The 25,538-nt window shown below is 56.6% G+C and carries 20 protein-coding genes; 16 read left to right on the top strand and 4 right to left on the bottom strand.

Annotation, left to right across the window (positions count from 1 at the left end):
• Positions 1-50 precede the first annotated feature (50 nt).
• Both LT85_RS19680 and puuE read right to left on the bottom strand, forming a co-directional pair.
• Positions 51-1,151, bottom strand: a complete 1,101-nt coding sequence (locus tag LT85_RS19680; RefSeq protein WP_038492290.1) for a porin — start codon at positions 1,149-1,151, stop codon at positions 51-53.
• Between the two features lie 126 nt (positions 1,152-1,277).
• Positions 1,278-2,237, bottom strand: coding sequence for an allantoinase PuuE (puuE, locus tag LT85_RS19675; protein ID WP_038492287.1), 960 nt, complete (start codon positions 2,235-2,237; stop codon positions 1,278-1,280).
• A 144-nt stretch (positions 2,238-2,381) separates the two neighbouring features.
• On the opposite strand from puuE, the gene uraH reads away from it, so the two are divergent.
• The 9 genes from uraH to typA all read left to right on the top strand — a co-directional run bounded on the left by uraH (position 2,382) and on the right by typA (position 15,377).
• Positions 2,382-2,747: a hydroxyisourate hydrolase gene (gene uraH / locus LT85_RS19670; protein ID WP_038492284.1), complete on the top strand. Its 366-nt coding sequence runs from the start codon at positions 2,382-2,384 to the stop codon at positions 2,745-2,747.
• A gap of 472 nt (positions 2,748-3,219) precedes the next feature.
• Positions 3,220-4,164 carry an SMC-Scp complex subunit ScpB gene (scpB, locus tag LT85_RS19665; RefSeq protein ID WP_038492281.1) on the top strand — a complete coding sequence of 315 codons (945 nt, stop codon included), beginning with the start codon at positions 3,220-3,222 and terminating at the stop codon, positions 4,162-4,164.
• Complete coding sequence (gene rluB, locus LT85_RS19660; protein WP_038492278.1) at positions 4,151-6,154, top strand: 23S rRNA pseudouridine(2605) synthase RluB; 2,004 nt, start codon at positions 4,151-4,153, stop codon at positions 6,152-6,154. Before scpB ends, rluB begins: the two co-directional genes overlap by 14 nt.
• Positions 6,155-6,568: 414 nt before the next feature.
• Positions 6,569-7,057, top strand: coding sequence for a ribosome maturation factor RimP (rimP, locus tag LT85_RS19655; protein ID WP_038492276.1), 489 nt, complete (start codon positions 6,569-6,571; stop codon positions 7,055-7,057).
• Positions 7,054-8,613, top strand: a complete 1,560-nt coding sequence (gene nusA / locus LT85_RS19650) for a transcription termination factor NusA (RefSeq protein ID WP_038492274.1) — start codon at positions 7,054-7,056, stop codon at positions 8,611-8,613. Before rimP ends, nusA begins: the two co-directional genes overlap by 4 nt.
• 58 nt (positions 8,614-8,671) lie before the next feature.
• A complete protein-coding gene (gene infB, locus LT85_RS19645) occupies positions 8,672-11,524 on the top strand; it encodes a translation initiation factor IF-2 (RefSeq protein ID WP_038492271.1) in 2,853 nt (950 codons plus the stop codon).
• 286 nt (positions 11,525-11,810) lie between these two features.
• Positions 11,811-12,200 (top strand): 30S ribosome-binding factor RbfA, encoded by a 390-nt coding sequence (rbfA, locus tag LT85_RS19640; protein ID WP_038492268.1) that lies wholly within the window; start codon positions 11,811-11,813, stop codon positions 12,198-12,200.
• Between the two features lie 110 nt (positions 12,201-12,310).
• Positions 12,311-13,264, top strand: coding sequence for a tRNA pseudouridine(55) synthase TruB (truB, locus tag LT85_RS19635; RefSeq protein WP_038496891.1), 954 nt, complete (start codon positions 12,311-12,313; stop codon positions 13,262-13,264).
• Between the two features lie 277 nt (positions 13,265-13,541).
• On the top strand, positions 13,542-15,377 hold the full coding sequence (gene typA / locus LT85_RS19630) for a translational GTPase TypA (protein ID WP_038492265.1): 1,836 nt from the start codon (positions 13,542-13,544) through the stop codon (positions 15,375-15,377).
• A 112-nt stretch (positions 15,378-15,489) separates the two neighbouring features.
• Here typA and LT85_RS19625 read toward each other — a convergent pair whose 3' ends face one another.
• Positions 15,490-16,833: an aspartate aminotransferase family protein gene (locus tag LT85_RS19625; RefSeq protein WP_038492263.1), complete on the bottom strand. Its 1,344-nt coding sequence runs from the start codon at positions 16,831-16,833 to the stop codon at positions 15,490-15,492.
• 155 nt (positions 16,834-16,988) lie between these two features.
• Entirely contained in the window at positions 16,989-17,876 is an 888-nt protein-coding gene (locus tag LT85_RS19620) for a LysR substrate-binding domain-containing protein (RefSeq protein ID WP_038492260.1), read from the bottom strand.
• A gap of 125 nt (positions 17,877-18,001) precedes the next feature.
• On the opposite strand from LT85_RS19620, the gene LT85_RS19615 reads away from it, so the two are divergent.
• The 7 genes from LT85_RS19615 to LT85_RS19585 all read left to right on the top strand — a co-directional run bounded on the left by LT85_RS19615 (position 18,002) and on the right by LT85_RS19585 (position 25,533).
• Complete coding sequence (locus LT85_RS19615; protein WP_038492257.1) at positions 18,002-19,735, top strand: acyl-CoA dehydrogenase family protein; 1,734 nt, start codon at positions 18,002-18,004, stop codon at positions 19,733-19,735.
• A gap of 42 nt (positions 19,736-19,777) precedes the next feature.
• A complete protein-coding gene (locus LT85_RS19610; protein WP_038496889.1) occupies positions 19,778-20,971 on the top strand; it encodes a CaiB/BaiF CoA transferase family protein in 1,194 nt (397 codons plus the stop codon).
• 74 nt (positions 20,972-21,045) lie between these two features.
• Complete coding sequence (locus LT85_RS19605; protein WP_038492254.1) at positions 21,046-22,209, top strand: ABC transporter substrate-binding protein; 1,164 nt, start codon at positions 21,046-21,048, stop codon at positions 22,207-22,209.
• 98 nt (positions 22,210-22,307) lie between these two features.
• Positions 22,308-23,180: a branched-chain amino acid ABC transporter permease gene (locus LT85_RS19600; protein WP_038492253.1), complete on the top strand. Its 873-nt coding sequence runs from the start codon at positions 22,308-22,310 to the stop codon at positions 23,178-23,180.
• Positions 23,177-24,136, top strand: a complete 960-nt coding sequence (locus tag LT85_RS19595) for a branched-chain amino acid ABC transporter permease (RefSeq protein ID WP_038492250.1) — start codon at positions 23,177-23,179, stop codon at positions 24,134-24,136. Before LT85_RS19600 ends, LT85_RS19595 begins: the two co-directional genes overlap by 4 nt.
• Positions 24,123-24,836 carry an ABC transporter ATP-binding protein gene (locus LT85_RS19590; RefSeq protein WP_038492247.1) on the top strand — a complete coding sequence of 238 codons (714 nt, stop codon included), beginning with the start codon at positions 24,123-24,125 and terminating at the stop codon, positions 24,834-24,836. Before LT85_RS19595 ends, LT85_RS19590 begins: the two co-directional genes overlap by 14 nt.
• Complete coding sequence (locus LT85_RS19585; protein WP_038492245.1) at positions 24,829-25,533, top strand: ABC transporter ATP-binding protein; 705 nt, start codon at positions 24,829-24,831, stop codon at positions 25,531-25,533. The genes LT85_RS19590 and LT85_RS19585 overlap by 8 nt, the downstream gene beginning before the upstream one ends.
• The last annotated feature ends 5 nt before the right edge of the window (positions 25,534-25,538 follow it).

The raw sequence follows: 25,538 nt of genomic DNA, 5'->3' as shown, positions 1-25,538 counted from the left end.
GATCGGCGCGCATTGTGATGACGCGACTACAGTATCAGTTTTTCAGAAACTTAGAAACGGTGACGGATACCCAGCGCAACGCTGCTGCCGACGGTCTGGTCGGTGATTTTGTCGTACATGTATACCGCATACAGATCGGTGCGCTTCGACAGGTTGTAGTCGTAGCCCAGCGAAGCCGTATCGCGCTTCAGTGATTCGCCGACTGCTGCGCCGCTGCGCTTGGTATCGGCCCACGATGCCAGGATTGCGCCTTGGCCGAGCGGGATGCTGGTGCCGAGCTGGAAGGTCTTGTCCTTCAAGTCGATATCATGCGAGGTTTGATCGTAGGTAGCGAACAGTTTGGCGATAGTAAAGTCGTAAGTTGCGCCCAGGAACCAGCTCGACTGGCGTGCCGCAACCATGCCGCTTGGCAGCGGGATGTTGGTCGCTGGCTGGACGTTGCCCGGCGACAGTTCCAAAGGATTGTTGACCTGCACCCGTTGATAGTAGGCCGTCAATGCCAGCGGACCATGGAAATACAAGATGTTCGCGCCAATATTGTTTTTACCGGTATTGCCGGCGACTTCACCGAACTGGTAATGGAAATTGGCTTTCAGGCCGGAGAAATCCGGCGTCGTATAGATGATTTCATTGCTCCAGCCGGTATCGCCCGCCACCGAATTGGTCCAGCCGGAGGCGTTGAACCAAGGCACATCCATGTGCAGGATCAGCGGTGACAGCTTGAACGAATCGCCGAACGGGTTGAACAGGATCGACGGCAGGAAGTTCGGTGCCAGGTCGCGGCCCAGCGAAATCGCACCGAAGCTGCCGACCAAGCCGACGTTAGCGTCGCGCGAGAACATTGTTTCGTTGCCGTCGAAGCGGCCGGTGGCGCCGGTGTTGGAACGGAAGAACGAAGTCAGGTTGAATTTGGCAGAGAGTCCGCCGCCGAGATCTTCGGTGCCTTTGAAGCCGATCCATGAGGTAGTCATGCCGCCGCTGTCGACCACGCTGGTGCGTGCTGAGTCACCGCTGTACTTCAGCGAGCCGACATACGTGTCGACCAGGCCGGTTACCTGGACCGACGTCTGGGCCATCGCTGGCAGTGCAATCGTGGCGCCGAGGGCGGCAACGAGTTGCAGTTTTCTTAATTTGTTTTTAGCTGGGTACATCCCTGTCTCCTGATTTTTATAAACGGTCGATAAAATTTTGGATCTGTTCATTTGAAACAACACACGTCTGTGTTTTGGCTACGTTCCGTGGTACCGCCACGGCGGGTGGGAAAACGTTTGCTGCGGTTAAGCTGAAAACGGGTGAGTGGTGCGCCAATGGTTGGCGATATCGATGCGGCGCGTGACCCAGACTTGGCCGTGGGCCTGCACATAATCGAGAAAACGCGCCAGCGCCGCCGCGCGTCCGGGCCTGCCGACCAGGCGGCAGTGCAGGCCGATCGATAGCATTTTCGGCTGGTTCAAGCCATGTGGATCGCCTTCGCGATAGAGCACGTCGAAAGCGTCTTTCAGGTAATCGTAGAACTGGGTGCCGGAGTTGAAGCCTTGCATGGCGGCGAAGCGCATGTCGTTGGTATCCAGGGTATAGGGCACGATCAGTTGCGGCTTGGTTTCTGTTTTGCCGTTGTCATACCGGACGCTGACTTGTTCCCAGAACGGCAGGTCGTCGCCGTAATGATCGGCGTCGTAGCTGAAACCGCCGTGTTCCATCACCAGGCGGCGGGTATTCGGCGAATCGCGGCCGGTATACCAGCCGAGCGGGGCGCTGCCGGTCAATTCCTTGATGACGCTGACGGCTTCGGCGATATGGGCGCGTTCGGTGGCTTCGTCGACATTCTGGTAACTGATCCAGCGCAGGCCGTGGCAGGCGATTTCATGGCCAAGTTCTTGAAAAGCGGCGGTCGCTTCCGGGTTGCGCTGTAGCGCGCGTGCAACACCGAACACGGTCAGCGGCAGGCGGCGCTCTTCAAACATGCGCAATAAGCGCCAGACGCCGGCGCGCGAGCCGTATTCGTAGAGCGATTCCATGCTCATATGGCGTGCCGGAAAACTCTGGGCGCCAATGATTTCAGAGAGGAAGGTTTCCGAGCCGGCGTCGCCGTCCAGTACGCAGTTTTCGCTGCCTTCTTCATAGTTAAGAACGAACTGCAAAGCGACCCGGGCCTTGTTCGGCCATTGCGGATGGGGCGGAGTGCGGCCATAGCCGGTCATGTCGCGCGGATACTGTGGATCAGTGTTGGTAGTCATAGCTTGGCCTGGAGATATTGGATTTGTCTGAATTATGTGTGCTGCAGCCATGATTAATATATGCCGGATAATATATTGACCTGCACCCTGCGGTATATCATTTGATCGATACTCATTTTCAACTAATCGATATAGGGAACTGTCATGGGAAACGCCGTTGGGAAATTAAGCACGCACGTTTTGGATATTACCCAGGGCAAGCCGGGCGCAGGTGTCAAAATTGCATTGTATTCAGTCAGCGCCGCCGGTCGCAGTCTGTTGAAGAGCGCAGTGACCAACCAGGATGGCCGGGTTGACGCGCCTTTGCTGCAAGGTGAAGAGATGCAGGTCGGACAATATGAGCTGGTATTTTCGGCTGGCGATTATTTCGCTTCGCAAGGAATTGACCTGCCCACCCCGCGTTTTGTTGATCGCGTCACGCTGGCTTTTGGCATTGCCCATGCCGACCAGAACTATCATGTGCCGCTGGTGGTATCACCTTGGTCGTATTCCACCTATCGTGGCAGCTAAATGTTCGGCGATACTTGCCGGACGATTTCGTTGCGGTGGGTAGTGCAGGCATAGTTGCAGAGCGTAAACACGCAAAATGGGCGAAGGTCATTCATGACGTATTCCCCATTTGCTGGAACTCGCCTTGTATCGTCAAATAACCACATCTGTAAGATCAATCCGCCCTCCTCACAAGCTTTGTGCTAAACTCTGTCTCAACATTTTTTGATAAATGGCGAGACCGGTTGCCGTAAAGTTATAGCAGCGCGCCGCACCGCCGGGATCAAAATCTAAGGAACGAGCGGTGCACCAGAAATGCTGCCGTCTTATTCAAGTCTTATTGTCCCCGCCCTCATTAATCCTCCTCTAACGGGCGCTGGACAGCAGTATCAACAGCTTTTCTTTGACCAGGTATCAGGCACACTCATGACGCCTGCCGTTGAACATAAGCTCTGCGAAATTTTTAATAAAATTTAAATAAGCTACGTCGTACATGAATACTATTGAGGCCAAGAAAGTCCTCGAAACTGCATTGCTCTGTGCTCACGAGCCGCTGTCGCTTAACGACTTGAAAAAGTTGTATGTGCGCAATGGCGAAGACATCGGCGACGATGAGGGCGAAATCAATGCAGATACGATCAGGTCGATGCTCGAGGAATTGCGTACGGATTGGTCGGACAAGGGCATCGAAGTAGTCGCCCTGTCGACCGGATGGCGCTTTCAGAGCCGCCCGGAGATGAAGATCTATCTGGAGCGCCTGAATCCGGAAAAGCCGCAGAGATATTCACGTGCAACCATGGAAACCCTGGCGATTATTGCTTACCGTCAGCCGGTAACCCGTGGCGACATCGAGGAAATTCGTGGCGTCACGGTCAATTCGCAGACCGTGAAAATGCTGGAAGAACGTGGCTGGATTGAGGCCATCGGCCATCGCGATGTGCCGGGCCGGCCAGCATTGTTCGCCACCACGCGGCAGTTCCTGGACGATCTCGGGCTGACCTCGCTGGATCAGTTGCCGCCGCTGCAGCAAGTTGCCAGAAATGACATGCAAGAAGGCAATCTGCTGGAATTGCAGGCATTGGAAGCGGATCTGGAGGCCAGCATGGAAGCCCGGGCAGCACTGGAGGCGGCCGCGGCAAAGGAAGAAACTGACGTAGAACTGCAAACCGAACTGGCTGAGCCAGTGCATATGGCGGCTGAAAACGCTTCGGATGCAGAACAGATTGCAGAACCAATGACGGAAGATAGTGTCGATGCAGGCATCGGCGCACCTGAAGTCATGACGGAAAATGCAACGGAAACGGCTGAAGAAGCAGTTCAGCCGCAGGAAACAACCGTTGCATCGAATGAAACCCACACCAACGACCAAGCGTCCGAATCGGATGATGAAGCCACGCCAGGTCGGCATAACCAACACCTGAATAATGAACCCACCTAGTTCCAATGAAGCACCGGTCGTCGACGTGACAGCCGCCACCGAATCGAAGCCGGCGAAAAAGCCGAGAGCGCGCAAGGCCGCGACGGTCGCCGCTGACGCTGCTACGGCCCCGGCTGCGGAGACTTCGTCTGCTGATATTGCCGAGCCGGTCAAACGTGCTCCGCGCGCACCGCGCAAGAAAGCAGTCGTGGCGGTCGACGAGGGCAGTGCTGCATCGGAAGTTGCGCATGTTGCTGCGGTTGCACCGGAAGCTGTAGCTGCGGTCAAGCCGAAAGCCGCGCCACGCAAGAAGGCGCCTGCTGTTGTGGCCGAGCCGGTCGCCAGCGTTGAGGCAGTTGCGCAGGTAGCGCCAGTCGCTGATGCGGCGCCATTCGTGAATGTGATCAATGTAGAAACAACGCCGCGTGAGCGGCCAGCCAAACGTGGCGTTCGTGGTCCGCGCGCTTTGCGTAGCAACCGCGCCGCCCAGCGCGCCCAGGAGTCGTCTGTCGCCGCGGATGCTGTGGTCGAGACTGGCAATCTGGCTGCAGTTGAAGGTCAGCCGGTAGCGTCGCAAAATGCTGACAGTCCCGTCGGTGAAGTGCGTCAGCCACGTGGCGATCGTAACAATAACAATGGCCGTAACGGCGACCGCGGCACCGACCGCAATTCGCGCGACCGCCAGCAAAAGGGCAAGAAGCCGCAAGCGCAGAATGGCAAACCGGGCCAGCAAGGTCAACGTAATGGCAAACCAGGATCGCGTACCGGCGACGCCGATGAAGTGTTTTCGTTTGTTACCTCCGAGTCGTTCGATACGCTGGTCACGACTGAAGACGCAAACGATCGTCGCCATGCTGCACAAAAGAACGTCCGGCGCGACCTGACCGCCGAGGATGACGCACCCAAGCTGCATAAGGTGTTGGCAGAGGTCGGCCTGGGTTCGCGGCGCGATATGGAAGAATTGATTATCGCTGGCCGTGTTTCGGTCAACAGCGAGCCGGCCCATATCGGCCAGCGCATCTTGCCGACCGATCAGATTCGGATCAACGGTAAGTTGCTGCAGCGTAAAGTCAGCAAGCGTCCTCCGCGCGTACTGGTGTATCACAAGCCAGCCGGTGAAATCGTCAGCCACAACGACCCTGATGGCCGTCCATCGGTGTTTGACCGTTTACCTAATATGAAGGCGGCCAAGTGGCTGGCTGTCGGACGTCTGGACTTCAATACCGAAGGTTTGCTGTTGTTTACAACCTCGGGCGACCTGGCTAACCGTCTGATGCACCCGCGCTATGGCATCGACCGCGAATACGCGGTACGAACCCTGGGTGAGCTGGAGCAGGGCATGCGCCAGAAACTGTTGGCCGGCGTTGAGCTGGAAGACGGCGTTGCGCAGTTTACTAAGATTGCCGATGGCGGCGGTGAAGGTATCAACAAGTGGTATCGCGTGGTGATCGGGGAAGGTCGTAACCGTGAAGTGCGCCGCATGTTCGAAGCGATCGGTCTGACTGTATCGCGTCTGATCCGCACCCGTTACGGCGCCATGACCTTGCCACGGGGCCTCAAACGCGGTCGTTGGGAAGAGCTGGATGAGAATGCAGTGCGCGACATGATGGCAGCGCATGGTCTGGATAAGCCTGCCGGCCAGAGTGCAGGCGGCAGCAAGGGGCGTCCCGATTTCAACAGGGATCGTCAACCTAACGGCAATCGCGCAGATAGTGCGCCGCAAGGCCCTGCAGGTTATCGCGATCAAGGCGGATTTGGCCAATCGCGCGGCAACCAAGGGCGTGGCCAAGGTGGCGGCCAAGGTCGTCCGCAAGGCGGTGGCCAGCCGCGTAGCCGGCAGCCGGATCCGCTGCAAACTGCATTGGGCTTTCCGGATGCCGGGCAGCAACGGCGCAATGGTGGCGGCAGCGGTTTTGCCCGTCCGTCACGCCCTAACAAGGCGGCTGGCGGACCAACCGGCGGCGGACACTACGGCGCCCAAGGCGGACCACGTCGCCGTCCGCGCGGCTAATTGACGTTGCGGTCTGGAGCGGTGTTTGGCCGCTCCGGATGAGATGAAAAAAAGTAAGTGGAAGTGTTGCAATTATGGTCAATTAACCGCCCTTTGACGGGCGATTGTCAATAAATGCAAACTTCCCGCATTGCGGTACATAGCTCAATCGTTTATAATTTACAAGTTAACAGAAGTCATTAACGAGAAAAGGCGGAGAAAAAGCGAAGAAAATACGAGAGTTAATCTCGGATTAATTCGTAATCGCTCTCGTGAAACTGCTTGAAATGACAAACGATAAGAAGATGGGCAGATGCCCATTTTTTTTTTTGCTTTTCGTTTTTTGCGGTTTTTTGACGTTGTACTTACGATTTTGGCGTACCAGTGTTGCGTACATACATCAGGCCTATAGTTATATTTTATTAGGGAGTTGCTTTGCAGTTACTGAAGCTAATTGAAACGACCGTGGTTGGCATGGACTACGAGCTGGTCGAGTTGGAAATCGCCGCGCGTGGTCTGCTGCGCGTTTTCATCGACTTGACGTCGGAAAATGCCGGACCAGGAGGCCAGATCACGGTAGAAGATTGCGAAAAAGTAACGCATCAACTGTTGCACGTGCTGACTGTGGAAAACGTCGTGTACGAGCGACTGGAAGTTTCATCGCCAGGCCTGGATCGGCCGCTGAAGAAACTGGCTGACTATGTGCGTTTTGCAGGCAAGGAAGCAATTGTTAAGCTGCGCGTGGCGATGCCGGGCGCCGCGCATCGCAAGTCATTTCAAGGCGTCCTGGGTGAACCGGACGGCGAGAATTTGAAAATCGAATTTGAAACAAAAGATGGGTCGGCGGTGTTGGATTTCACGCTCGCTGACGTAGACAAGGCACACTTGGTGCCGCAAGTGGATTTTAGGAGTCGCAAAGCATGAGTCGCGAAATTTTATTGTTGGTCGATGCGCTCGCGCATGAAAAAAACGTCGATCGTGATGTGGTATTCGGTGCGCTCGAACACGCACTTGGACAGGCAACCAAGAAGCGCTACGAAGGTGACGTCGATATTCGCGTCACGATTGACCGCGAAACCGGTGAATTCGAATCCTTCCGTCGCTGGCACGTCGTGCCGGATGAAGCTGGCCTGCAACTGCCGGACCAGGAAATCCTGTTGTTCGAAGCCAAGGAACAGATTGACGACGTAGAAGTCGACGACCACATCGAAGAACCGATTGAATCGGTCGACTTCGGCCGCCGCTTCGCGCAAGACACCAAGCAAGTCGTGCTGCAACGGATCCGTGATGCTGAACGCGAACAGATCCTGGCCGACTTCCTGGAGCGCGGCGACTCATTGGTCACAGGCACCATCAAACGGATGGAACGCGGCGATGCGATCGTTGAATCGGGCAAGATCGAAGCACGCTTGCCGCGCGACCAGACGATTCCTAAGGAAAACCTGCGGATCGGCGACCGTGTCCGCGCCTTTATCCTGCGTATCGACCGCAATGCACGCGGCCCGCAAGTGATTCTGTCGCGCACCGCGCCGGAATTCATCATGAAGCTGTTCGAACTGGAAGTGCCGGAAATCGAACAAGGCTCGCTGGAAATCAAGTCGGCTGCACGTGACCCTGGCGTTCGCGCCAAGATTGCCGTGTTTACAGCAGACAAGCGCATCGATCCTATTGGTACCTGCGTCGGCATGCGTGGTTCGCGCGTGCAGGCCGTGACTGGCGAACTCGGTGGCGAACGTGTCGATATCGTGCTGTGGTCGGAAGATCCGGCGCAATTCGTCATCGGCGCATTGGCTCCTGCGAACGTTTCTTCGATCATGGTTGACGAAGAAAAGCACGCAATGGATGTCGTGGTGGACGAAGAAAACCTGGCTATTGCAATTGGTCGCGGCGGTCAGAACGTACGCCTGGCGGCAGAACTGACCGGCTGGCAGATCAACATCATGACGGCAGAAGAATCGGCCGATAAGTCGGCGGTGGAAACTGCGGCGATCCGTACCCTGTTCATGGAAAAGCTGGATGTTGACCAGGAAGTCGCCGACATCCTGGTAGAAGAAGGTTTCGCCAGCCTGGAAGAAATCGCCTACGTGCCGATTACTGAAATGCTGGAAATCGATTCGTTTGACGAAGATACCGTGAACGAACTGCGCAATCGCGCGCGGGACGCGTTGGTAACCGAAGCGATTGCCTCGGAAGAAGGACTGGAAGGCATGGAAGATGCCCTGGTCAACTTCGAGGGCATGGACCGGGTTACCGCCGGCAAGCTGGGTTTGGCGGGAGTCAAGACATTGACTGCGTTCGCTGCCCTGGCGTATGACGAATTTGGCGCGATCCTGGCTTTGCCAGCTGACCGTGCGCGTCATTTGATTGAAGAAGAGTTTAAAGATGTGACCGACGATGAGATGAAACTCATCGATGCCAAGTACGATGATCATGCCAAGGCCCTGCAAGCCAAGGCATGGAATACAGCGGAAGCCAAGTGATCGAGTGATCCGAGAGGTTCCGTATCGTCTGCCGCGCCACATAGAAAAAGAGGACTGAATGGCGAGTAACAATGTAGCCCAATTTGCCACCGAGCTGAAAATGCCAGCGGATTTACTGCTGACACAATTGCAATCGGCTGGCGTCCAGAAAAATTCGACTGACGACGCCTTGTCGAAAGAAGACAAGGATCGTTTGCTGGAACATCTGCGCCGTTCGCACGGCGCGGTGCCTGATAGCGAAAAGAAGAAAATCACGCTGACCCGCAAGGAAACCACCGAGATCAAGCAGGCTGACGCCACAGGCAAGTCGCGTACGATCCAGGTTGAAGTGCGCAAGAAGCGTACTTTCGTCAAACGTGACGAACCGGTTGCCGAAGTAGCGGCAGCACCGGCTGTGCCTGCCGCACCGGTGATCGACGAAGCTGAACAAGCTCGCCGGATCGAGGAAGCACGCCGTCAAGCTGAATTGATTGCTCGCCAGGAAGCAGAATTGATCGAGAAGCAAGAGCGTCTGGCCAAGTTGGAAGCGGAGAAAGAAGCGCAAGCCAAGGCTGCGCAAAAAGCTGAAAACGATGCCAAGAAAGCAGAACTCGAAGCCAAGAAGGCGGCTGCTGAAGCGCCTGCACCGGTTGCCGCAGCGCCTGGCGCCGCCGCTCCGGTCAAGCAGGAAGATCCTGCCGCAGAAGAAAAGAAACGTCTGGCCAGCGAAGAAGCCAAGCAGAAAGTTGCGCAAGCCGCCAAGGAAGCTGCTGAGAAATCGGCTGCTACCGAACGTGCTCGCAAGGCTGTGCAAGATGAAGTTGCGCAAATCAAGGCGATGATGAATGCGCCGCGCAGAGTCATCAAGGCGCCTGAGCCGGTTGCTCCTGCAGCAGCACCGGCCAAGACCGCCGAAGGTACATTGCACAAGCCAGCGGACAAAAAGCCGGGCGAGAAGAAAGACGACAAAAAAGTGGTGGTCGACAAGAAATCGATCAAATCCGCTAACGTATCTTCGACCTGGCAAGACGACGCCGCCAAAAAGCGTGGCCTCGGCATCAAGACCCGCGGCAATACCGGCGGTGGCCGTGACGGCTGGCGTGGTGGTCCTAAGGGCCGTCGCGGTTCGCATAACGACGATCACGAAAGTAATTTCCAGGCGCCGACAGAGGCAGTCGTCAAGGATGTTTATATCCCTGAAACCATTACTGTCGCCGAGCTGGCGCACAAGATGTCGGTCAAGGCTTCCGAGGTCATCAAGCATTTGATGAAACTGGGCCAGATGGTCACCATCAACCAGGTGCTGGACCAGGAAACTTCGATGATTCTGGTCGAAGAAATGGGCCACACCGCACATGCTGCCAAGCTGGACGATCCTGAAGCATTGCTGATCGATGGCGAAGAGCATGCCGACGCCGAAATGCTGCCGCGCGCACCGGTGGTCACCGTCATGGGTCACGTTGACCATGGTAAGACCTCGCTGCTGGATTACATCCGTCGCGCCAAGGTTGCTTCCGGCGAAGCCGGCGGCATTACCCAGCACATCGGTGCCTATCACGTAGAAACGCCGCGTGGCATGATCACCTTCCTCGACACCCCGGGCCATGAAGCGTTTACCGCGATGCGTGCCCGTGGCGCCAAGGCGACCGATATCGTGATTCTGGTGGTTGCTGCCGACGACGGTGTGATGCCGCAAACGAAGGAAGCGATCGCCCACGCGAAAGCAGCCGGCGTACCGCTGGTGGTAGCGATCAACAAGATCGACAAACCGGGTGGCAATCTGGACCGCGTCAAGCAAGAACTGATCGCAGAACAAGTTGTGCCTGAAGAATACGGTGGTGAATCGCCATTCGTGCCGGTATCGGCCAAGACTGGTGAAGGCATCGACAACTTGCTGGAGCAAGTTCTGCTGCAAGCCGAAGTATTGGAACTGAAGGCACCGGTTGCTGCACCAGCCCGTGGCTTGGTGGTAGAAGCGCGTCTGGACAAGGGCCGTGGTCCGGTTGCAACGATTCTGGTGCAATCCGGCACCTTGAAGCGCGGTGACGTGGTGCTGGCTGGTTCGGCTTATGGCCGTGTTCGTGCGATGCTGGATGAAAACGGCAAGGCGATTGCTGAAGCCGGCCCATCGATTCCGGTCGAAATCCAGGGCCTGACAGAAGTGCCGGTCGCCGGCGAAGAAGTCATGGTAATGGCAGACGAGCGTAAGGCGCGTGAAATCGGTCAATTCCGTCAAGGTAAGTACCGTGACGTCAAACTGGCCAAGCAGCAAGCCGCGAAGCTGGAAAACATGTTCGACCAGATGGCCGAAGGCGAGGTCAAGAACCTGCCGATGATCATCAAGACCGACGTGCAGGGTTCGCAAGAAGCGCTGGTCCAGTCGTTGCAGAAACTGTCGACCAGCGAAGTCCGGGTCCAGGTGGTGCACGCCGGCGTCGGCGGCATCAGCGAGTCGGACGTCAACCTGGCAGTCGCTTCGAAGGCCGTGATTATCGGCTTCAACGCCCGCGCCGATGCATCGGCACGCAAGCTGGCGGAAGCCAACGGCGTCGACATCCGTTACTACAACATCATTTACGATGCTGTGGATGAGATCAAGGCAGCGATGTCCGGTATGTTGTCGCCAGAGAAGCGCGAACAGAACCTGGGTCTGGTCGAGATTCGCCAGGTCCTGCTGGTTAGCAAGGTCGGTGCGATTGCCGGTTGCTATGTGCTCGAAGGTTTGGTCAAGCGTGGCGCGTCGGTCCGTCTGCTGCGCGACAACGTCGTGTTGTGGACAGGCGAGCTGGATTCGCTGAAACGCTTCAAGGATGACGTCAAGGAAGTCCGTTCCGGCTTTGAATGCGGTCTGACGCTGAAGAACTTCAACGATATCAAAGAAGGCGATCACCTCGAAATCTTTGAAGTAGAAGAAATCGCGCGTACTCTGTAACAGGCAAAGCAAGCGCACGCCGGTCAGGTGCGCAGGGCAGGAAAATCGGGCCTACAAGCCCGATTTTCATTTTGCGATGGCAGCTCTGTAAATTTACTGCGCGGCCCTGTGCCTGACCTGTGATGCTCACTGTACTTTCGTACAGCTGCGCTTCTCGGTCAGGCACAGAACCAAGTCAGCGTAGCTGAGGCTGCGGTTTCCAGAGCTGCTTGCAAGCCAGGTAAGTTTTTGTGGTTCTGTGGTTCTTTTGTGAAAGACAAGGCGTGTAGAAACGCCGAATAAACGTATGGCTAAACATAGTAAATCCATCCCCGGCCGCGGTCTGCGCGTTGCAGACCAGATCCAGAAGGACTTGTCCGAGATTATCGTTTTCGAATTGAAAGACCCGCGGGTCGGCATGATCACGATCACCGAAGTGCAGGTCACGCCGGATTACGCCCATGCCAAGGTGTTTTTCACGATGTTGAACGACGACCTGGAAGCGATTGCGAATACCGTCAAGGGCTTGACCCAGGCTGCCGGTTTCCTGCGCAACCAGCTGGGTCGCCGCCTGTCTATCCACACCTTGCCTGCCTTGCATTTCATTCATGACAATTCGACCGCCCGTGGCGTTGAAATGTCGCGCTTGATCGATCTGGCGAATGCCACGCGCTCCAAGGACGACGGCCAGGAATAAGCGAGAGTCTGTCCAGGTTTGATTGGCAGTCCTTGTTGTAAATTTGATGCGGCTTGCTGGTAACGGCAGGCCGTTTCTGCTTTTCTTCACCTTTTTTTGTATTCGCTACCATGGCATCACGTCCACCCAAAAGAATCCGTGTCCCGCTCAATGGCGTATTGCTGTTGGATAAGCCTGTCGGCTTTTCCAGTAACGACGCGCTGATCAAGGCCAAAGGCTTGCTGAATGCACAGAAGGCCGGTCACACCGGTACTCTTGATCCGTTCGCCACCGGCGTACTGCCGTTGTGCTTCGGCGAAGCCACCAAGTTCGCCCAGGATTTGCTGGATACCGACAAGACTTATGAAACCTTGATCCACCTGGGAGTGAGTACTACCACCGGGGATACCGAAGGCGAAGTTCAGGAGCGAAAGGACGTCAACGTCAGCCTCGAGCAGATTGATGCGGTGCTGGCGCAGTTCCGCGGCCCGATCAAGCAAGTGCCGCCGATGTACTCGGCGCTGAAACGCGACGGCAAGCCTTTGTATGAATATGCACGCGCTGGTATTGTCTTGGAGCGCGAAGCGCGTGATGTAACCATTCACTCACTTGAATTCCTGGCCTACGACGCGCCGTTCCTGCGTTTGCGGGTAAGTTGCAGCAAAGGTACCTACATCCGTGTCTTGGGCGAAGATATCGGCGCTGCGCTGGGCTGTGGCGCACATTTGCAAGAGTTGCGCCGTACCCAGGTCGGCCATCTGACGCTGGAGGGGTGCGTCACCCTGGAGCAGTTGAGCGGGACTGAAGCCGCCGAACGTTGTACCTTGCTGGCGCCAGTCGATAGCTTGCTGCTAACTTTTCCAGAGGTATTGCTATCGGAAGCACTGGCCAAGCGCTTTTTGCAAGGCCAGCGCCTGACGCTGTCGAAAGAGGGCGTAGCCTTACCGGAGCAGGGCGGCCGAGTACGGGTCTACCAGCAGCCAGCGGATGAAATGTCTTTTCGGCAATTACTGGGCACCGCGCAGCTGCATGAATATGGCGTCCTAGCGCCCGAGCGCCTGATTGCCACGGCGCAGCTCATATAAAATATCTTTTAGTCAATATTTATGCCAGGATTGAGACAGCAACTCTTTGAAATTACAAGGCTTTTCGTAAAGTAGTGCAGCGCGTCATGCTATAATGCGCGGCCTCCCAAATTCCGCTACATCTGCCGTACTTCTGTGCAGTGCCTTAGCGTGCATGTTTGGCCGCATATGTAGCAATGAAAATTCAGCAATAAATAATCAGAAATAAATCAGCAATAAATATTCTGCGCAATTATTACCGGCGCACTTACTAAGTTCTTCAATCTCCAAACTGACCATGTCAAACACACCTCGCGCCATTCGCAACATTGCCATCATTGCCCACGTTGACCACGGCAAGACCACTCTGGTTGACCAATTGCTGCGTCAATCCGGCACCTTCCGTGACAACCAGCACGTCGATGCACGCGTGATGGATTCGAACGAAATTGAAAAAGAACGTGGTATCACGATTCTGTCGAAGAACTGCGCAGTCGAATACAAGGGCACGCACATCAACATCGTTGATACCCCTGGCCACGCCGACTTCGGCGGCGAAGTCGAGCGCGTACTGTCGATGGTAGACAGCGTCTTGCTGCTGGTTGATGCACAAGAAGGCCCGATGCCGCAAACGCGTTTCGTGACGCGCAAGGCGCTGGCACTGGGCTTGAAGCCGATCGTCGTGGTCAACAAGATCGACCGCGAAAATGCCGATCCGCAAAAGGCCGTGAACGCCACTTTCGAACTGTTCGATAAACTCGGCGCAACCGATGAACAGCTGGATTTCCCGATCATTTACGCATCAGGCTTCAAAGGCTATGCAGGCCTGGAAGACACCGTCCGTGACGGCAACATGGAACCATTGTTCGACGCTATCCTGAAGCACGTTCCAGCGCGTGAAGATGACCCTAACGGCCCGTTGCAACTGCAAATCACTTCGCTCGAATACTCTTCCTACGTCGGCAAGATCGGCGTTGGCCGTATCCTGCGCGGTCGCGTCAAAGCCCTGCAAGACGTGGTCTGGATGAATGGCCCTGAAGACAAGCCGACCAAGGCGCGCATCAACCAGGTACTGACTTTCCGTGGCCTGGACCGCGTGCTGACAGACGAAGCACTGGCTGGCGACATCGTGCTGATTAACGGTATCGAAGAAATCAGCATCGGCTCCACCATCTGCGCTCCGGATCATCCGGAAGGCCTGCCGATGTTGAAGGTCGATGAGCCGACACTGACCATGAACTTCATGGTGAACAACTCGCCGTTGGCCGGTCGCGAAGGTAAATTCGTTACCACCCGTCAGATCAAGGACCGTCTGGACCGCGAACTGAAAGCCAACATGGCTTTGCGCGTGGTACAGGCTGAAAACGACGATTCGACCTACGAAGTGTCGGGCCGTGGTGAATTGCACCTGACTATCCTGATCGAAAACATGCGTCGCGAAGGCTACGAGCTGGCCGTGTCGCGTCCACGCGTGGTGTTCAAGATGGTCGACGGCGTGCGCCAGGAGCCATACGAAAACCTGACTGTCGACGTGGAAGAAGCCAACCAGGGCGGCGTCATGGAAGAACTCGGTCGTCGTCGCGGCGATCTGCAAAACATGGAACCGGACGGCAAAGGACGTGTGCGTCTCGAGTACCGCATTCCTGCGCGTGGCCTGATCGGCTTCCAGGGTGAATTCATGACCCTGACCCGCGGCACCGGCCTGATGAGCCACGTGTTTGACGAATACGCACCAGTCGACACCTCCAAGGGTGAACTGGGCGGCCGTCGCAACGGCGTGCTGATTTCGCAAGACGACGGCGCAGCGGTTGCCTACGCTATCTGGAAACTGCAAGATCGCGGCCGTATGTTCGTTAGCCACAATGACCCGGTCTACGAAGGCATGATCATCGGCATTCACTCGCGTGATAACGATCTGGTCGTTAACCCGATCAAGGGTAAGCAACTGACCAACGTCCGTTCTTCCGGTACCGACGAAGCGGTGCGCCTGGTACCGCCAATCGAAATGTCGCTGGAATACGCAGTTGAATTCATCGACGATGACGAACTGGTCGAAGTAACGCCAAAAAGCATTCGTCTGCGTAAGCGTTACCTGAAGGAACATGAGCGTAAAAAGGCTTCGCGCGACGCGTAAGCCAGTGCACCGGACCTTCTGTCCGGCCACTAAAAACCCGCCGATGTATGCCCTGATTCTGGGTATCCCTCGGCGGGTTTTTTATTGGATGTTGCCAAGTATTGATTATTGATCAGGCGACGGCGGAACTCGTCGCATGCTGCGCTTTGAGTACATCGCCAATTGCGGCAAACAGTTGGTCAATCTGCGCCTGTTCGATAATCAGCGGCGGCGACAGGGCGATGATGTCGCCCGTGGTGCGGATGAGCACTCCCTTTTCCCAGAAACATTTCAAGAATGCGTCGAAGGCGCGCGCACCCGGCTTACCGGCAATCGGCTCCAGTTCAATTCCGCATACCAGCCCGAGGTTGCGCACGTCTTTGACGTAGGGCAAGCCCTTCAGGCTATGCGCTGCCTGCTCGAAATAGGGCGCCGTCGCAGCAGCGCGGTCGAACAGGTTCTCGCTCCGGTAAACGTCAATCGTAGCGACCGCAGCTGCGGCCGCCAGAGGGTGGCCGGTATAGGTGTAGCCATGGAAGAATTCGATGGCGTTCTCGCTGGCGGCGCTCATGAAGGCATCGTGGATATCCTGGCGCACGATGACTGCGCCCATCGGCACGCTGGCGTTGGTCAGGCCCTTGGCGCAACAGATCATGTCCGGCACAACACCGAAATAATCGGCGGCGAACGGTGTGCCGAGACGGCCGAAGCCAGTGATCACTTCGTCGAAAATCAGCAGGATGCCGTACTTGTCGCAAATGGCGCGCAGCTTTTGCAGATAGCCTTTGGGTGGCAAGATGACCCCGGTTGAACCCTGGATCGGTTCGACGATCAAGGCCGCCACAGTTGCCGGATCATGCAGCGCCAGCAAGCGTTGTTCGAATTCATCTGCAATCTCGGCGCCATGTTCCGGTAAACCGTGCGAGAACGCATTCCGCGCAATATCGAGCGGATGTCGCAGGTGGTCGACGCCAGCCAGCGTCGGGCCGAAATGCTTGCGATTGCCGGCGATGCCACCGACTGCGATACCGCCGAAGCCGACGCCGTGATAGCCGCGCTCGCGGCCGATGAGACGGGTCCGCAAGCCATCGCCGCGCACCCGGTGATATGCCAGCGCGATTTTCAGCGCAGTATCGACCGATTCCGAACCGTCATTGCAAAAGAACACCCGGTTCAAACCTTCCGGTGCGATCGACACCAATGCACTGGCTGCTTCGAACGCCACCGGATGCCCCATCTGGAACACCGGCGCGAAGTCCATTGTGGCCGCCTGCTGCTGAATCGCAGCGACGATTTTCGGATGGCAATGGCCGGCATTGGTGCACCACAGGCCCGCCGTGCCATCGAGAATCTGGCGGCCGTCGTCGGTGGTGTAATACATGCCCGATGCGGAAACCAGCATCCGCGGCTGGCTCTTGAATTGGCGGTTGGCCGTGAACGGCATCCAGAAATGATCGGTATTCAGGGCGGTGGGCATGGCGTCTCCTTGGCTGTCGTAGGCGATGATCCGGCGGCGGCTCCTGACGACAGGCAGAACCGTTTTCAGACCCTTGCTGTTGATGTTAGTACGTTTCCCCGGGTTCTGATAGAGCCAGTAGCTTTAAACCATTTGCTGCGGAAATTCGCCGATACTCAAAAATCAACGGCCGGAAAGTTAACGGAATCGATGAATAAACTGAGAGATGGCGAGATTTCCTTGTTACGCCAGATGCACAGGGACTCGGATTGTATTTTGCTCTCGGTCAAGGGAATGTATGTCACTTGTTTCAGAGATGATTTTTGCATGGACGAGGGCACCAGTGCGATTCCCATGTTTTGCCCTACCAGGCCGACAATCGTGAGCCAGTGCCGTACTTCATGCCTGATGCGTGGACTGAATCCGGCATTGATGCATAGCGCAACGATGCGGTCGTGATAATGCGGCGATACCGAGCGAGGGAACAGGACAAAGGTTTCTTCGGCCAGGTCACGCAGGCTGATCCTGGTTTTTTTGCTGTAGCGATGACCAGCCGGCAAACAACATACAAAGGGTTCTTCCAGCAGTTTTTTGGACTGTATTTCGTCGGGCAGATGGCCTGAATGGATGAAACCGATATCGATTTGCTCGCGCTGGACCGCTTCGATCTGCTCTGTCGTATTCATCTCGCGCAAGACAATGTCGACGCGCGGGTTCTTTGCCTGGAATGCATTGATCGCTTCCGGGAGGCCGCGAAACAGCATGGCTCCGACAAATCCTACTTTCAGGCGTCCCTCCACCCCTAGGGCCACGCGGGTCGCCAGGTCTTCCATGTCGGCAGCATGCTTGAGCAGCGTACGCGCTTCGTTGTACAAAACTACCCCCGCGCTGGTCAGCGCCACCGTCTTGTTGCTGCGGATGAGTAGCATGATGCCCAGGCTTTTTTCAAGCTGCTGGATGCTCAGGCTCAAAGGCGGCTGGGATATATGCAGTTTTTCGGCCGCCCGGCCGAAGTGCAGCTCCTCGGCGACTGTCACAAAATAGCGCAGCTGGCGTAGGTCCATGGCTCGAATCTCACAGGTCAGGTAACGGTTTCATCATACATTTTCTGTATCGTACGATGCAAATTATGTATTTTATTTAAATCGCTCATCGTCCAATAATCATTCCATACCAAGAGGAGACAGCGATGCCAGACACGCCCCAGACCATGCCTGCGATTCCCGACAGCCACGGCAGCAACCTGTTCACGTCGGATTTCGGACTATCCGCTTTGCTACAGGTGTATTTACCCAAAGACGTATATCGACATCTCGAGCCGCATCTGGTCCGGCTCGGCGAACGGGCGGGTGGAGAGCTGGATGAACTGGCTTCGACGGCGGACAAGAATCCGCCGACCTTGCAGCACAGGACGCGTTCCGGACAGAATGTGCAGAAAATCAACAAGCATCCGGCCTACATAGCGCTGGAACGTGCCGCTTATTCCGAACTTGGCCTTGCCGCGATGACGCACAGGGGCGGGGTATTGGGCTGGCCGGCGCCTTTCCCGCCGTTGGCGAAATATGCGCTGACTTTCCTGTTTGTCCAGGCGGAATTCGGGCTTTGCTGTCCTGTCAGCATGACGGATTCCTTGACCAGCACTTTGCGCAAATTCGGTGATCCAGATCTGGTTGCCCGGTTTTTACCTAACCTCACCACTGTCGACTTCGACGAACTGTATCAAGGCGCCATGTTCATGACCGAGCAAGGCGCAGGTTCTGACGTTTCCCGGGTGGCGACGCGTGCCTATCGTGATGGCGACGACTGGAAGCTGGCTGGCGACAAGTGGTTCTGTTCCAATCCTGACGCCGGCCTGGCGATGGTGTTGGCCCGACCCGACGGCGCGCCAGCGGGAATCAAAGGACTGGGACTGTTCTTGCTGCCGAAATATCTTGCCGATGGCAGCCGCAATCATTACCGCATCATCCGCCTCAAGGACAAGATGGGCAGTCGCTCGATGGCCAGCGGCGAAATCCAGCTGGAGGGCGCCACCGCCTATCTGGTCGGCGAGTTGGGGCGTGGATTCAACCAGATGGCCGACATGATCAACATGTCCCGTTTGTCTAACGGCGTTCGCGCCGCCGGCCTCATGCGCCGCGCGGTGGGCGAGGCGTTGTTCATCGCACGCAACCGCAGCGCGTTCGGCAAACAACTGATCGATATGCCGTTGATGCAACGCCAGTTGATCAAGATGATGCTGCCGGCGGAGCAGGCCCGCTCGATGTTCATGCAAACCGCCAGCTGCATGGAGAGGGCGGACGGCGGCGACCAGGAGGCGCAGAAACTGGTGCGCATCCTGACGCCGATGATCAAGTTCCGCGCCTGCCGGGATGCCAGGAAAGTCACCGGCGACGCCATGGAAGTGCGGGGAGGGTGTGGCTATATCGAAGAGTGGTCCGATCCGCGGCTGGTGCGCGACGCCCATCTTGGCTCGATTTGGGAAGGCACCAGCAACATCGTTGCGCTGGATGTAGTGCGTTCGATAAAGCGCGACAATACCCTCGGCTATTTGCAGGACTATTTGCGAAAATTGTTGGGCGCGAAGCAGATTCCGGAAGCATCGCGCGCACTGTTGACGCGGACATTGGACAGCGTGGTGGCCTTCGTCGAATCCGTCGTCGATGCGCCTGACGATGTCGAGGTGCGACGGGCGGCAAGTGCGCTCTACCATATCGCCACGGCGATTTTCTTTGCCTGGGAGGCTGCGCAGGCAGCTACCGATTGGCGTCGCCTGGCATTCTCTCATCTGCTGCTCAAACACAAACTATTGCCGGCCAATCCATTAGAAGCATGTGTCGATCCGGCGCAGCAAGCGGTCTTGAAATCCTTGTTCGAAGAAGCGCCCGTGTCCCTGGCGGCGGCGATGTCGTTATTGCCAGCGTAAGGTCAGGGCGCTCACACATTCTTTATGAACGGATCGGTGAATATGCAACAGATAGCGAACGGCGCATTGGCGGGTTTGAAGGTGATCGACTTGAGTCGCGTCCTGGGTGGGCCGTTTTGCGCCCAGATCCTCGGCGACCACGGCGCGGATGTGATCAAGGTCGAGCCGCCGCAGGGCGATGAAACCAGAGGATGGGGGCCACCCTTCCAGGATGGCACGGCCTCCTACTACCTGGGGATCAACAGGAACAAGCGCGGCATCGTGATTGACCTTACCCTGCCTGCCGGGCGCGATTTGCTGCGTCGGTTGCTGGCCGACGCCGATGTGCTGGTCGAGAATTTCAAGACCGGCACGTTGGAGAAATGGGGCCTGGGCTACGAACAGACGCTATCCAAGCTTTTCCCGAAGTTGATCCATTGCCGTATTTCCGGCTTTGGCGCTGACGGCCCCTTGGGCGGTTTACCCGGCTACGATGCGGTCATCCAGGCGATGGCAGGGATCATGAGCGTCAACGGCGAAAGCGGTGGCGATCCTTTGCGGGTCGGCCTGCCTGTGGTGGACATGGTCACCGGATTGAACGCCGTGATCGGTATCCTGCTGGCTTTGCAGGAACGGCAACGCAGCGGCAAAGGCCAGTTCGTAGAAGCGGCTTTATACGACTCAGGCGTCTCGCTATTGCATCCCCATCTGGCAAACCATTTCCTGTCAGGGAAAGTATCGGCCCCCACCGGCAATGCGCACCCCAATATTGCGCCATACGATACCTATGCGACCAAGACCACGCCGATTTATCTTGCAGTCGGTAACGATGGTCAATTTGCGAAGCTGTGCGAGCAGCTGGGGCAGGCCGATCTGGCAGCCGACAGCCGCTTCGCCACCAACGGTGCGCGCTGCAATCATCGTGCGGAACTAAAGACGGCGCTGGAGGCCTTGCTGGCCGACCATGAATGCAAGCCTGTCGCCGAGAGGTTGATCCGTTGCGGCGTGCCGTGCGGCCCGGTACTCGGCATTGACGAAGTGGTGGCTCATCCGCATACCGCGCATCGGGAGATGCTGGTGAGCATTGGTGACTACAAGGGCGCGGGAGCGCCGATAAAGCTCAGCCGCACACCGGCCTCCTATCGTACGGCGCCACCGGGATTTGGTGCGCAAACGATGGAAGTGCTCACCGAGCTTGGCCTTGAAAAAAGCGAGTTGGACATATTGTTGCAAGAGGGTGTGGTCAAAGTAGTCTGAGAATGTAAATACGGCGGGCATTACAAAGACCTTCATAGAAAGGTCGAGCCGCCTACACAAAATTGGAGACAGTAATGAAAATGAAACTGACAGCGCTAGCCATTGCGCTTGCAGCTACAGCGATTGTTAATGCAGCGTACGCCGATGAATTCAAGGTCGGCTCAGTCATCTCGCTGACGGGCGCCAATGCGCGCGGCGGCACCGGAATGCATGAAGGCATGCTGACTGCGGTCGAGGTCTTTAACAAGCAACAGCCCAAGCACAAGATCAAGCTGGTGACGATAGACGACGAGTCTGCGCCTGCCAAGGCGATCGCAGGGGTGGAGCAGCTCGCATCGCAAAACGTTCTGGCCATCACGGGCGGTGCAACTTCAGATCTGGTCGGGCCGGCATCCACTGCCGCCAACAAGGCAGGACTGGTCTACATCACTTCCGGCGGCACCAGCGAGGAATTCGTGACGCAGGGATACAAGAAATTTTTCCGGATCAATAATACCAACGGCTACGTGCGTGCCATGACCGGCATGTTCGCCGACATGGGCATCAAGTCCTTGTCGATCATTTATTCCACCAAGAAGTCGACCAACGAACTTGCCGTTGACGTCAACAAGATCATGACAGCCAAGGGCGTGAAAGTAACGCTGCATCCCTTCGATCCTGCCATTGCCGATTTCAAGCCCATCATCAATAAAGTGAAATTGCAGGACCGTCCCGACGCCATCAATATGCTGGGCTATGAAAACGACTATGTCGGCATCCTGCGCGCAGCTAAGGTATTGAAACCGAACGTCAAGGCGCTGGTTGGTGTCTGGCAGATCGCCAACGCAAAAATGTCGAAGGATTTTCCCGATCTGGTACCTAATGTCTCTGGTACGGAGATACTGCCTTATCCGGCTGAATTCGACAGCGCCGAAGGCAAGCAGTTCGAAGCAACGTTCAAGGCCTTGTACCACAAGAGCCCCGATTATTTGAGCGAATACGGCTTCGTGCAAGCAATGGCGCTGTTCGAAGCGATCGGACGCGCGGCCGACAAAGGCAGCTTGATGAAGGACGGCCTAGCGGACGAAATGCGCAAAACCGACCGGACTACCTTGATCGGTCGCCTCCAGTTCGATGCGCGAGGCGATAACCCGAATTTCATCCAGCATATCGGCCAGCACCAGAACGGCAAGATAGTCATCGTCTGGCCGAAGGAATTCGCCACCGGCAAGATGAATTTCCCCGGTGTGCCCTGGTAATTTCCGCAGCCATCGTTGCAGCCTGTTCGCATCGCCGGACAGGCTGACAAATTGCGCTTTTCCGGTTCATGGATTAAACATCCAATAAGGCGAATCATATGTCTGACTTAATTTTGCAGTCCTTGTTTTCCGGTTTGCTGACCGGGGGATCGTACGCATTGATCGCGCTGGGATTGGCGGTGGTTTTCGGCACCATGAAAATCATCAATCTGGCTCACGGCGAACTGGTGCTGCTTGCCGCCTATATTGCCTACATGACCGAGTCAGGGCTGAAAATCAATCCGCTGCTGGCGATTCCGCTGGCGCTGGTAGTGGTGTGCATTGCTTCCGTCCTCGTCTATTTTTTTGTCAGCAAGATCAAGAAAGACCGCGAGCTGAATTCGCTGCTCCTGACCTACGGTATCGGCATTGTCTTGACGAACGCGATATTGCTGATCTGGAAATCAGACATCCATTCGACCAGCAATGCCTGGTTTCAGGAGGCGTTCGTGCTGGGATCCCTCTACAGCATGAACAGCGAATTGCTGTTTTTCATTGTGAGCCTGGTGCTGATGCTGGGCGGCTGGTGGTGGCTGGCCAAAAGCTGGCATGGGAGGGCGGTGCGCGCCGTCGCCAGTAACCGCGATGCCGCCAAGCTGATGGGCATCAATCCGCAATGGACCGAACTGATTTCATTTGTCCTCGCCGGGGTGCTTGCCACTTTCGCCGGAGTTGCGCTGTACAGCTCGGGTGTCATCCAGCCGGCGCTGGGCGAATCGCTCACTGTGAAAGCATTCATCATTACCGTGCTGGCTGGAGCGGGATCGATTCCGGGCGTCCTTGTGGGGGCAATATTGCTGGGAGTGGTCGAATCCCTGACGATCACCTTGTATAGCTCCGCACTGCAAGAGCTGACTGGCATGCTGCTGTTCCTGCTGGTCTTGTTCGTCTTACCGAACGGCTTGTTTGGCGCCAGCAGGAGGCGCGGATGAAACAGCGCACCTTGATATGCATGGTTGCAGCCCCGGTCCTGTATCTGCTAGTGCCGCTGCTGTTCGGCAGCAATCTCTACATGATGAGCCTGGTGGTGGCGTCGCTGACCATCGGCGGGATTGCGCTGGCGTGGGCGCTGCTCGGTAATCTGGGCGGCATGGTGAGCTTCGGGCAGGCAGCTTTTTTTGGCGTCGGCTCTTACGCATCGGCCTTGCTGACGCTCAAATTCGGCTTGCCGGTTTTTCCGGCGATGCTGTTGGGCGGCGTGGGGGCGGCGATAGCATCGCTGGCCATGCTGCCGGCCTTGCGCCTGAAGGGGCCGTACTTTGCGCTGGCGATCCTGGCGTACGCACAGATCTTCCGTATCCTGGCGACCCAGTTCCAGGATATCACCGGTGGTTCAGGCGGCTTGTCGAATATTCCCCAATTGCCGAACGTATTGGGCTTCGACCTGGGCAGCAAGGTGGGAGGTTACCTGGTGATTCTCACCATGGTCGTTGCTTTCGTCTGGGCGTATCACCTGATCCGCAAGAGTTACTATGGCCTTGCGCTCAGGGCAATGCACGAGTCGGAAGATGCGACCCGCGTGGTCGGGGTCAACAGTACCTTGTTGAAGGCATCCATGCTGGTTGTGTCGGCTTTCATGACTGGCATGATCGGTGCGTTCAATGCCCACTACATCAATTTCCTGGAACCTGATTATGCATTCGGATCCAGCTGGACAGTGATCCCGATCATTGCGGCGATCTTCGGCGGCTACCGGACGCTGCTTGGTCCGCTGGTGGGCGCGGTGGCGGTCTACATGATCGATCAATTGATCTTCAAGAACCTGATCCCCACCGGGCACCAGATGATTCTCGGCGTGCTGCTGGTGATGATGATCATTTTCAGCCCGGCCGGCCTGGTTCCCTTGCTCGCGCAAAAATTCAAGAGGAAAACCCATGTTAAGGCTTGAGGACGTCACGATCAGATTCGGCGGCCTGACAGCCGTCAACCGGGTCAGCATGGAGATCGCCAGCGACGAAGTGGTCGGTTTGGTCGGGCCGAACGGCGCCGGGAAAACCACCTTGTTCAATGCGATTTCCGGCCTGGTCAAGCCTAGCAGCGGACAGATCGTCTTCAATACGGCGAATGTATTGAAGACGCCGCTGCACGCCCGCGCACGTCTCGGCATCGGCCGCTCTTTCCAGATTCCGCAGCCCATGCATGAATTGACCGTACGGGAAAACCTGCAGGTGGCGCAGCGCTTCGGAACTGGCAAAGTCGACCAGAAAAAAATCGATGAAATTCTCGATTTCCTGGAACTGAGCGGCAAGGCGCAGTGCAATGCAGCTACAGAACTGGCGCTGACCGAACTCAAGGCGCTGGAAGTGGCGAAAGCGTTGGCAACCGAACCGAAGCTGCTGCTGCTCGATGAGGTGTTGGCAGGGCTGGAAACCAACGGCAAGCGCCGCTTCATGCAGACGTTGATGAGCCTGCATAAAAAATACGGCATCGGCATCCTGATCATAGAACACGACATCGAAACCATCAGCAAACTGTGCAGCCGCGTCTGCGTGCTGAATTTCGGTGAACTGATCGCGGACGGTACGCCGGATGAAGTGTTCAACGACCCGCAAGTGATTAAAAGCTATACAGGTGGCGGCCATGATTGAAATCTCCGATTTGCGTGCCGGTTACGGCGCAATCAACATACTGTGGAATATTTCGCTCGATATCGCGCCGGGAAAACTCACCACCATCATCGGTCCCAACGGCGCAGGCAAGACCACGCTGCTGCGCGCGATCATGGGCCTGGTGCCGGTTACGCAAGGCCGGATACTGTTCAATGGTCAACCGCTGGGAAGCGTCAAAACCTGGGAGATGGCGAACCACGGAATCAGTTTGATTCCCGAAGGACGCATGGTATTCCGCGACATGACGGTGGAAGAAAACCTGATGATGGGCGCATTCGCTAAACAGCATCGCGCGCGCTCAGGCGTGAATCTGGAACTTGCTTACGAGTTGTTTCCCAGGCTGAAGGAAAGACGGCGGCAATTGGCCGGTTCACTGTCTGGCGGCGAGGCGCAGATGCTGGCGATGGGGCGCGGCCTGATGTCCGAGCCGAAGGTGATCCTGATCGATGAGCCGTCGCTGGGACTTGCGCCCGTGGTTGTCGACGATCTGTTCCGCATCTTGCAACGCTTGAAAGACGAAGGGCGGACCATCGTCCTGGTGGAACAGAACACGCATCGCGCCGTCGGTGTAGCCGATCATGTCTACCTGATGCAGAGCGGCAAGGTCTTGTTGTCGAAAGCCGCTGCCGAGGTCGACCTGGATGCCTTGCACGACCTGTATTTCGCCCGAGATTAATGTTT

This window comes from Collimonas arenae (assembly GCF_000786695.1).
Lineage (GTDB): Bacteria > Pseudomonadota > Gammaproteobacteria > Burkholderiales > Burkholderiaceae_D > Collimonas > Collimonas arenae_A.
This window is presented reverse-complemented; position numbering and strand designations above follow the sequence as displayed.

What these genes read in the sequence shown, in the direction of transcription:
- LT85_RS19680 (WP_038492290.1), bottom strand. Translation starts at nt 1,151, where the DNA reads ATGTACCCAGCTAAAAACAAATTAAGAAAACTGCAACTCGTTGCCGCC.
- puuE (WP_038492287.1), bottom strand. Translation starts at nt 2,237, where the DNA reads ATGACTACCAACACTGATCCACAGTATCCGCGCGACATGACCGGCTAT.
- uraH (WP_038492284.1), top strand. Translation starts at nt 2,382, where the DNA reads ATGGGAAACGCCGTTGGGAAATTAAGCACGCACGTTTTGGATATTACC.
- scpB (WP_038492281.1), top strand. Translation starts at nt 3,220, where the DNA reads ATGAATACTATTGAGGCCAAGAAAGTCCTCGAAACTGCATTGCTCTGT.
- rluB (WP_038492278.1), top strand. Translation starts at nt 4,151, where the DNA reads ATGAACCCACCTAGTTCCAATGAAGCACCGGTCGTCGACGTGACAGCC.
- nusA (WP_038492274.1), top strand. Translation starts at nt 7,054, where the DNA reads ATGAGTCGCGAAATTTTATTGTTGGTCGATGCGCTCGCGCATGAAAAA.
- infB (WP_038492271.1), top strand. Translation starts at nt 8,672, where the DNA reads ATGGCGAGTAACAATGTAGCCCAATTTGCCACCGAGCTGAAAATGCCA.
- rbfA (WP_038492268.1), top strand. Translation starts at nt 11,811, where the DNA reads ATGGCTAAACATAGTAAATCCATCCCCGGCCGCGGTCTGCGCGTTGCA.
- truB (WP_038496891.1), top strand. Translation starts at nt 12,311, where the DNA reads ATGGCATCACGTCCACCCAAAAGAATCCGTGTCCCGCTCAATGGCGTA.
- typA (WP_038492265.1), top strand. Translation starts at nt 13,542, where the DNA reads ATGTCAAACACACCTCGCGCCATTCGCAACATTGCCATCATTGCCCAC.
- LT85_RS19625 (WP_038492263.1), bottom strand. Translation starts at nt 16,833, where the DNA reads ATGCCCACCGCCCTGAATACCGATCATTTCTGGATGCCGTTCACGGCC.
- LT85_RS19620 (WP_038492260.1), bottom strand. Translation starts at nt 17,876, where the DNA reads ATGGACCTACGCCAGCTGCGCTATTTTGTGACAGTCGCCGAGGAGCTG.
- LT85_RS19615 (WP_038492257.1), top strand. Translation starts at nt 18,002, where the DNA reads ATGCCAGACACGCCCCAGACCATGCCTGCGATTCCCGACAGCCACGGC.
- LT85_RS19610 (WP_038496889.1), top strand. Translation starts at nt 19,778, where the DNA reads ATGCAACAGATAGCGAACGGCGCATTGGCGGGTTTGAAGGTGATCGAC.
- LT85_RS19605 (WP_038492254.1), top strand. Translation starts at nt 21,046, where the DNA reads ATGAAAATGAAACTGACAGCGCTAGCCATTGCGCTTGCAGCTACAGCG.
- LT85_RS19600 (WP_038492253.1), top strand. Translation starts at nt 22,308, where the DNA reads ATGTCTGACTTAATTTTGCAGTCCTTGTTTTCCGGTTTGCTGACCGGG.
- LT85_RS19595 (WP_038492250.1), top strand. Translation starts at nt 23,177, where the DNA reads ATGAAACAGCGCACCTTGATATGCATGGTTGCAGCCCCGGTCCTGTAT.
- LT85_RS19590 (WP_038492247.1), top strand. Translation starts at nt 24,123, where the DNA reads ATGTTAAGGCTTGAGGACGTCACGATCAGATTCGGCGGCCTGACAGCC.
- LT85_RS19585 (WP_038492245.1), top strand. Translation starts at nt 24,829, where the DNA reads ATGATTGAAATCTCCGATTTGCGTGCCGGTTACGGCGCAATCAACATA.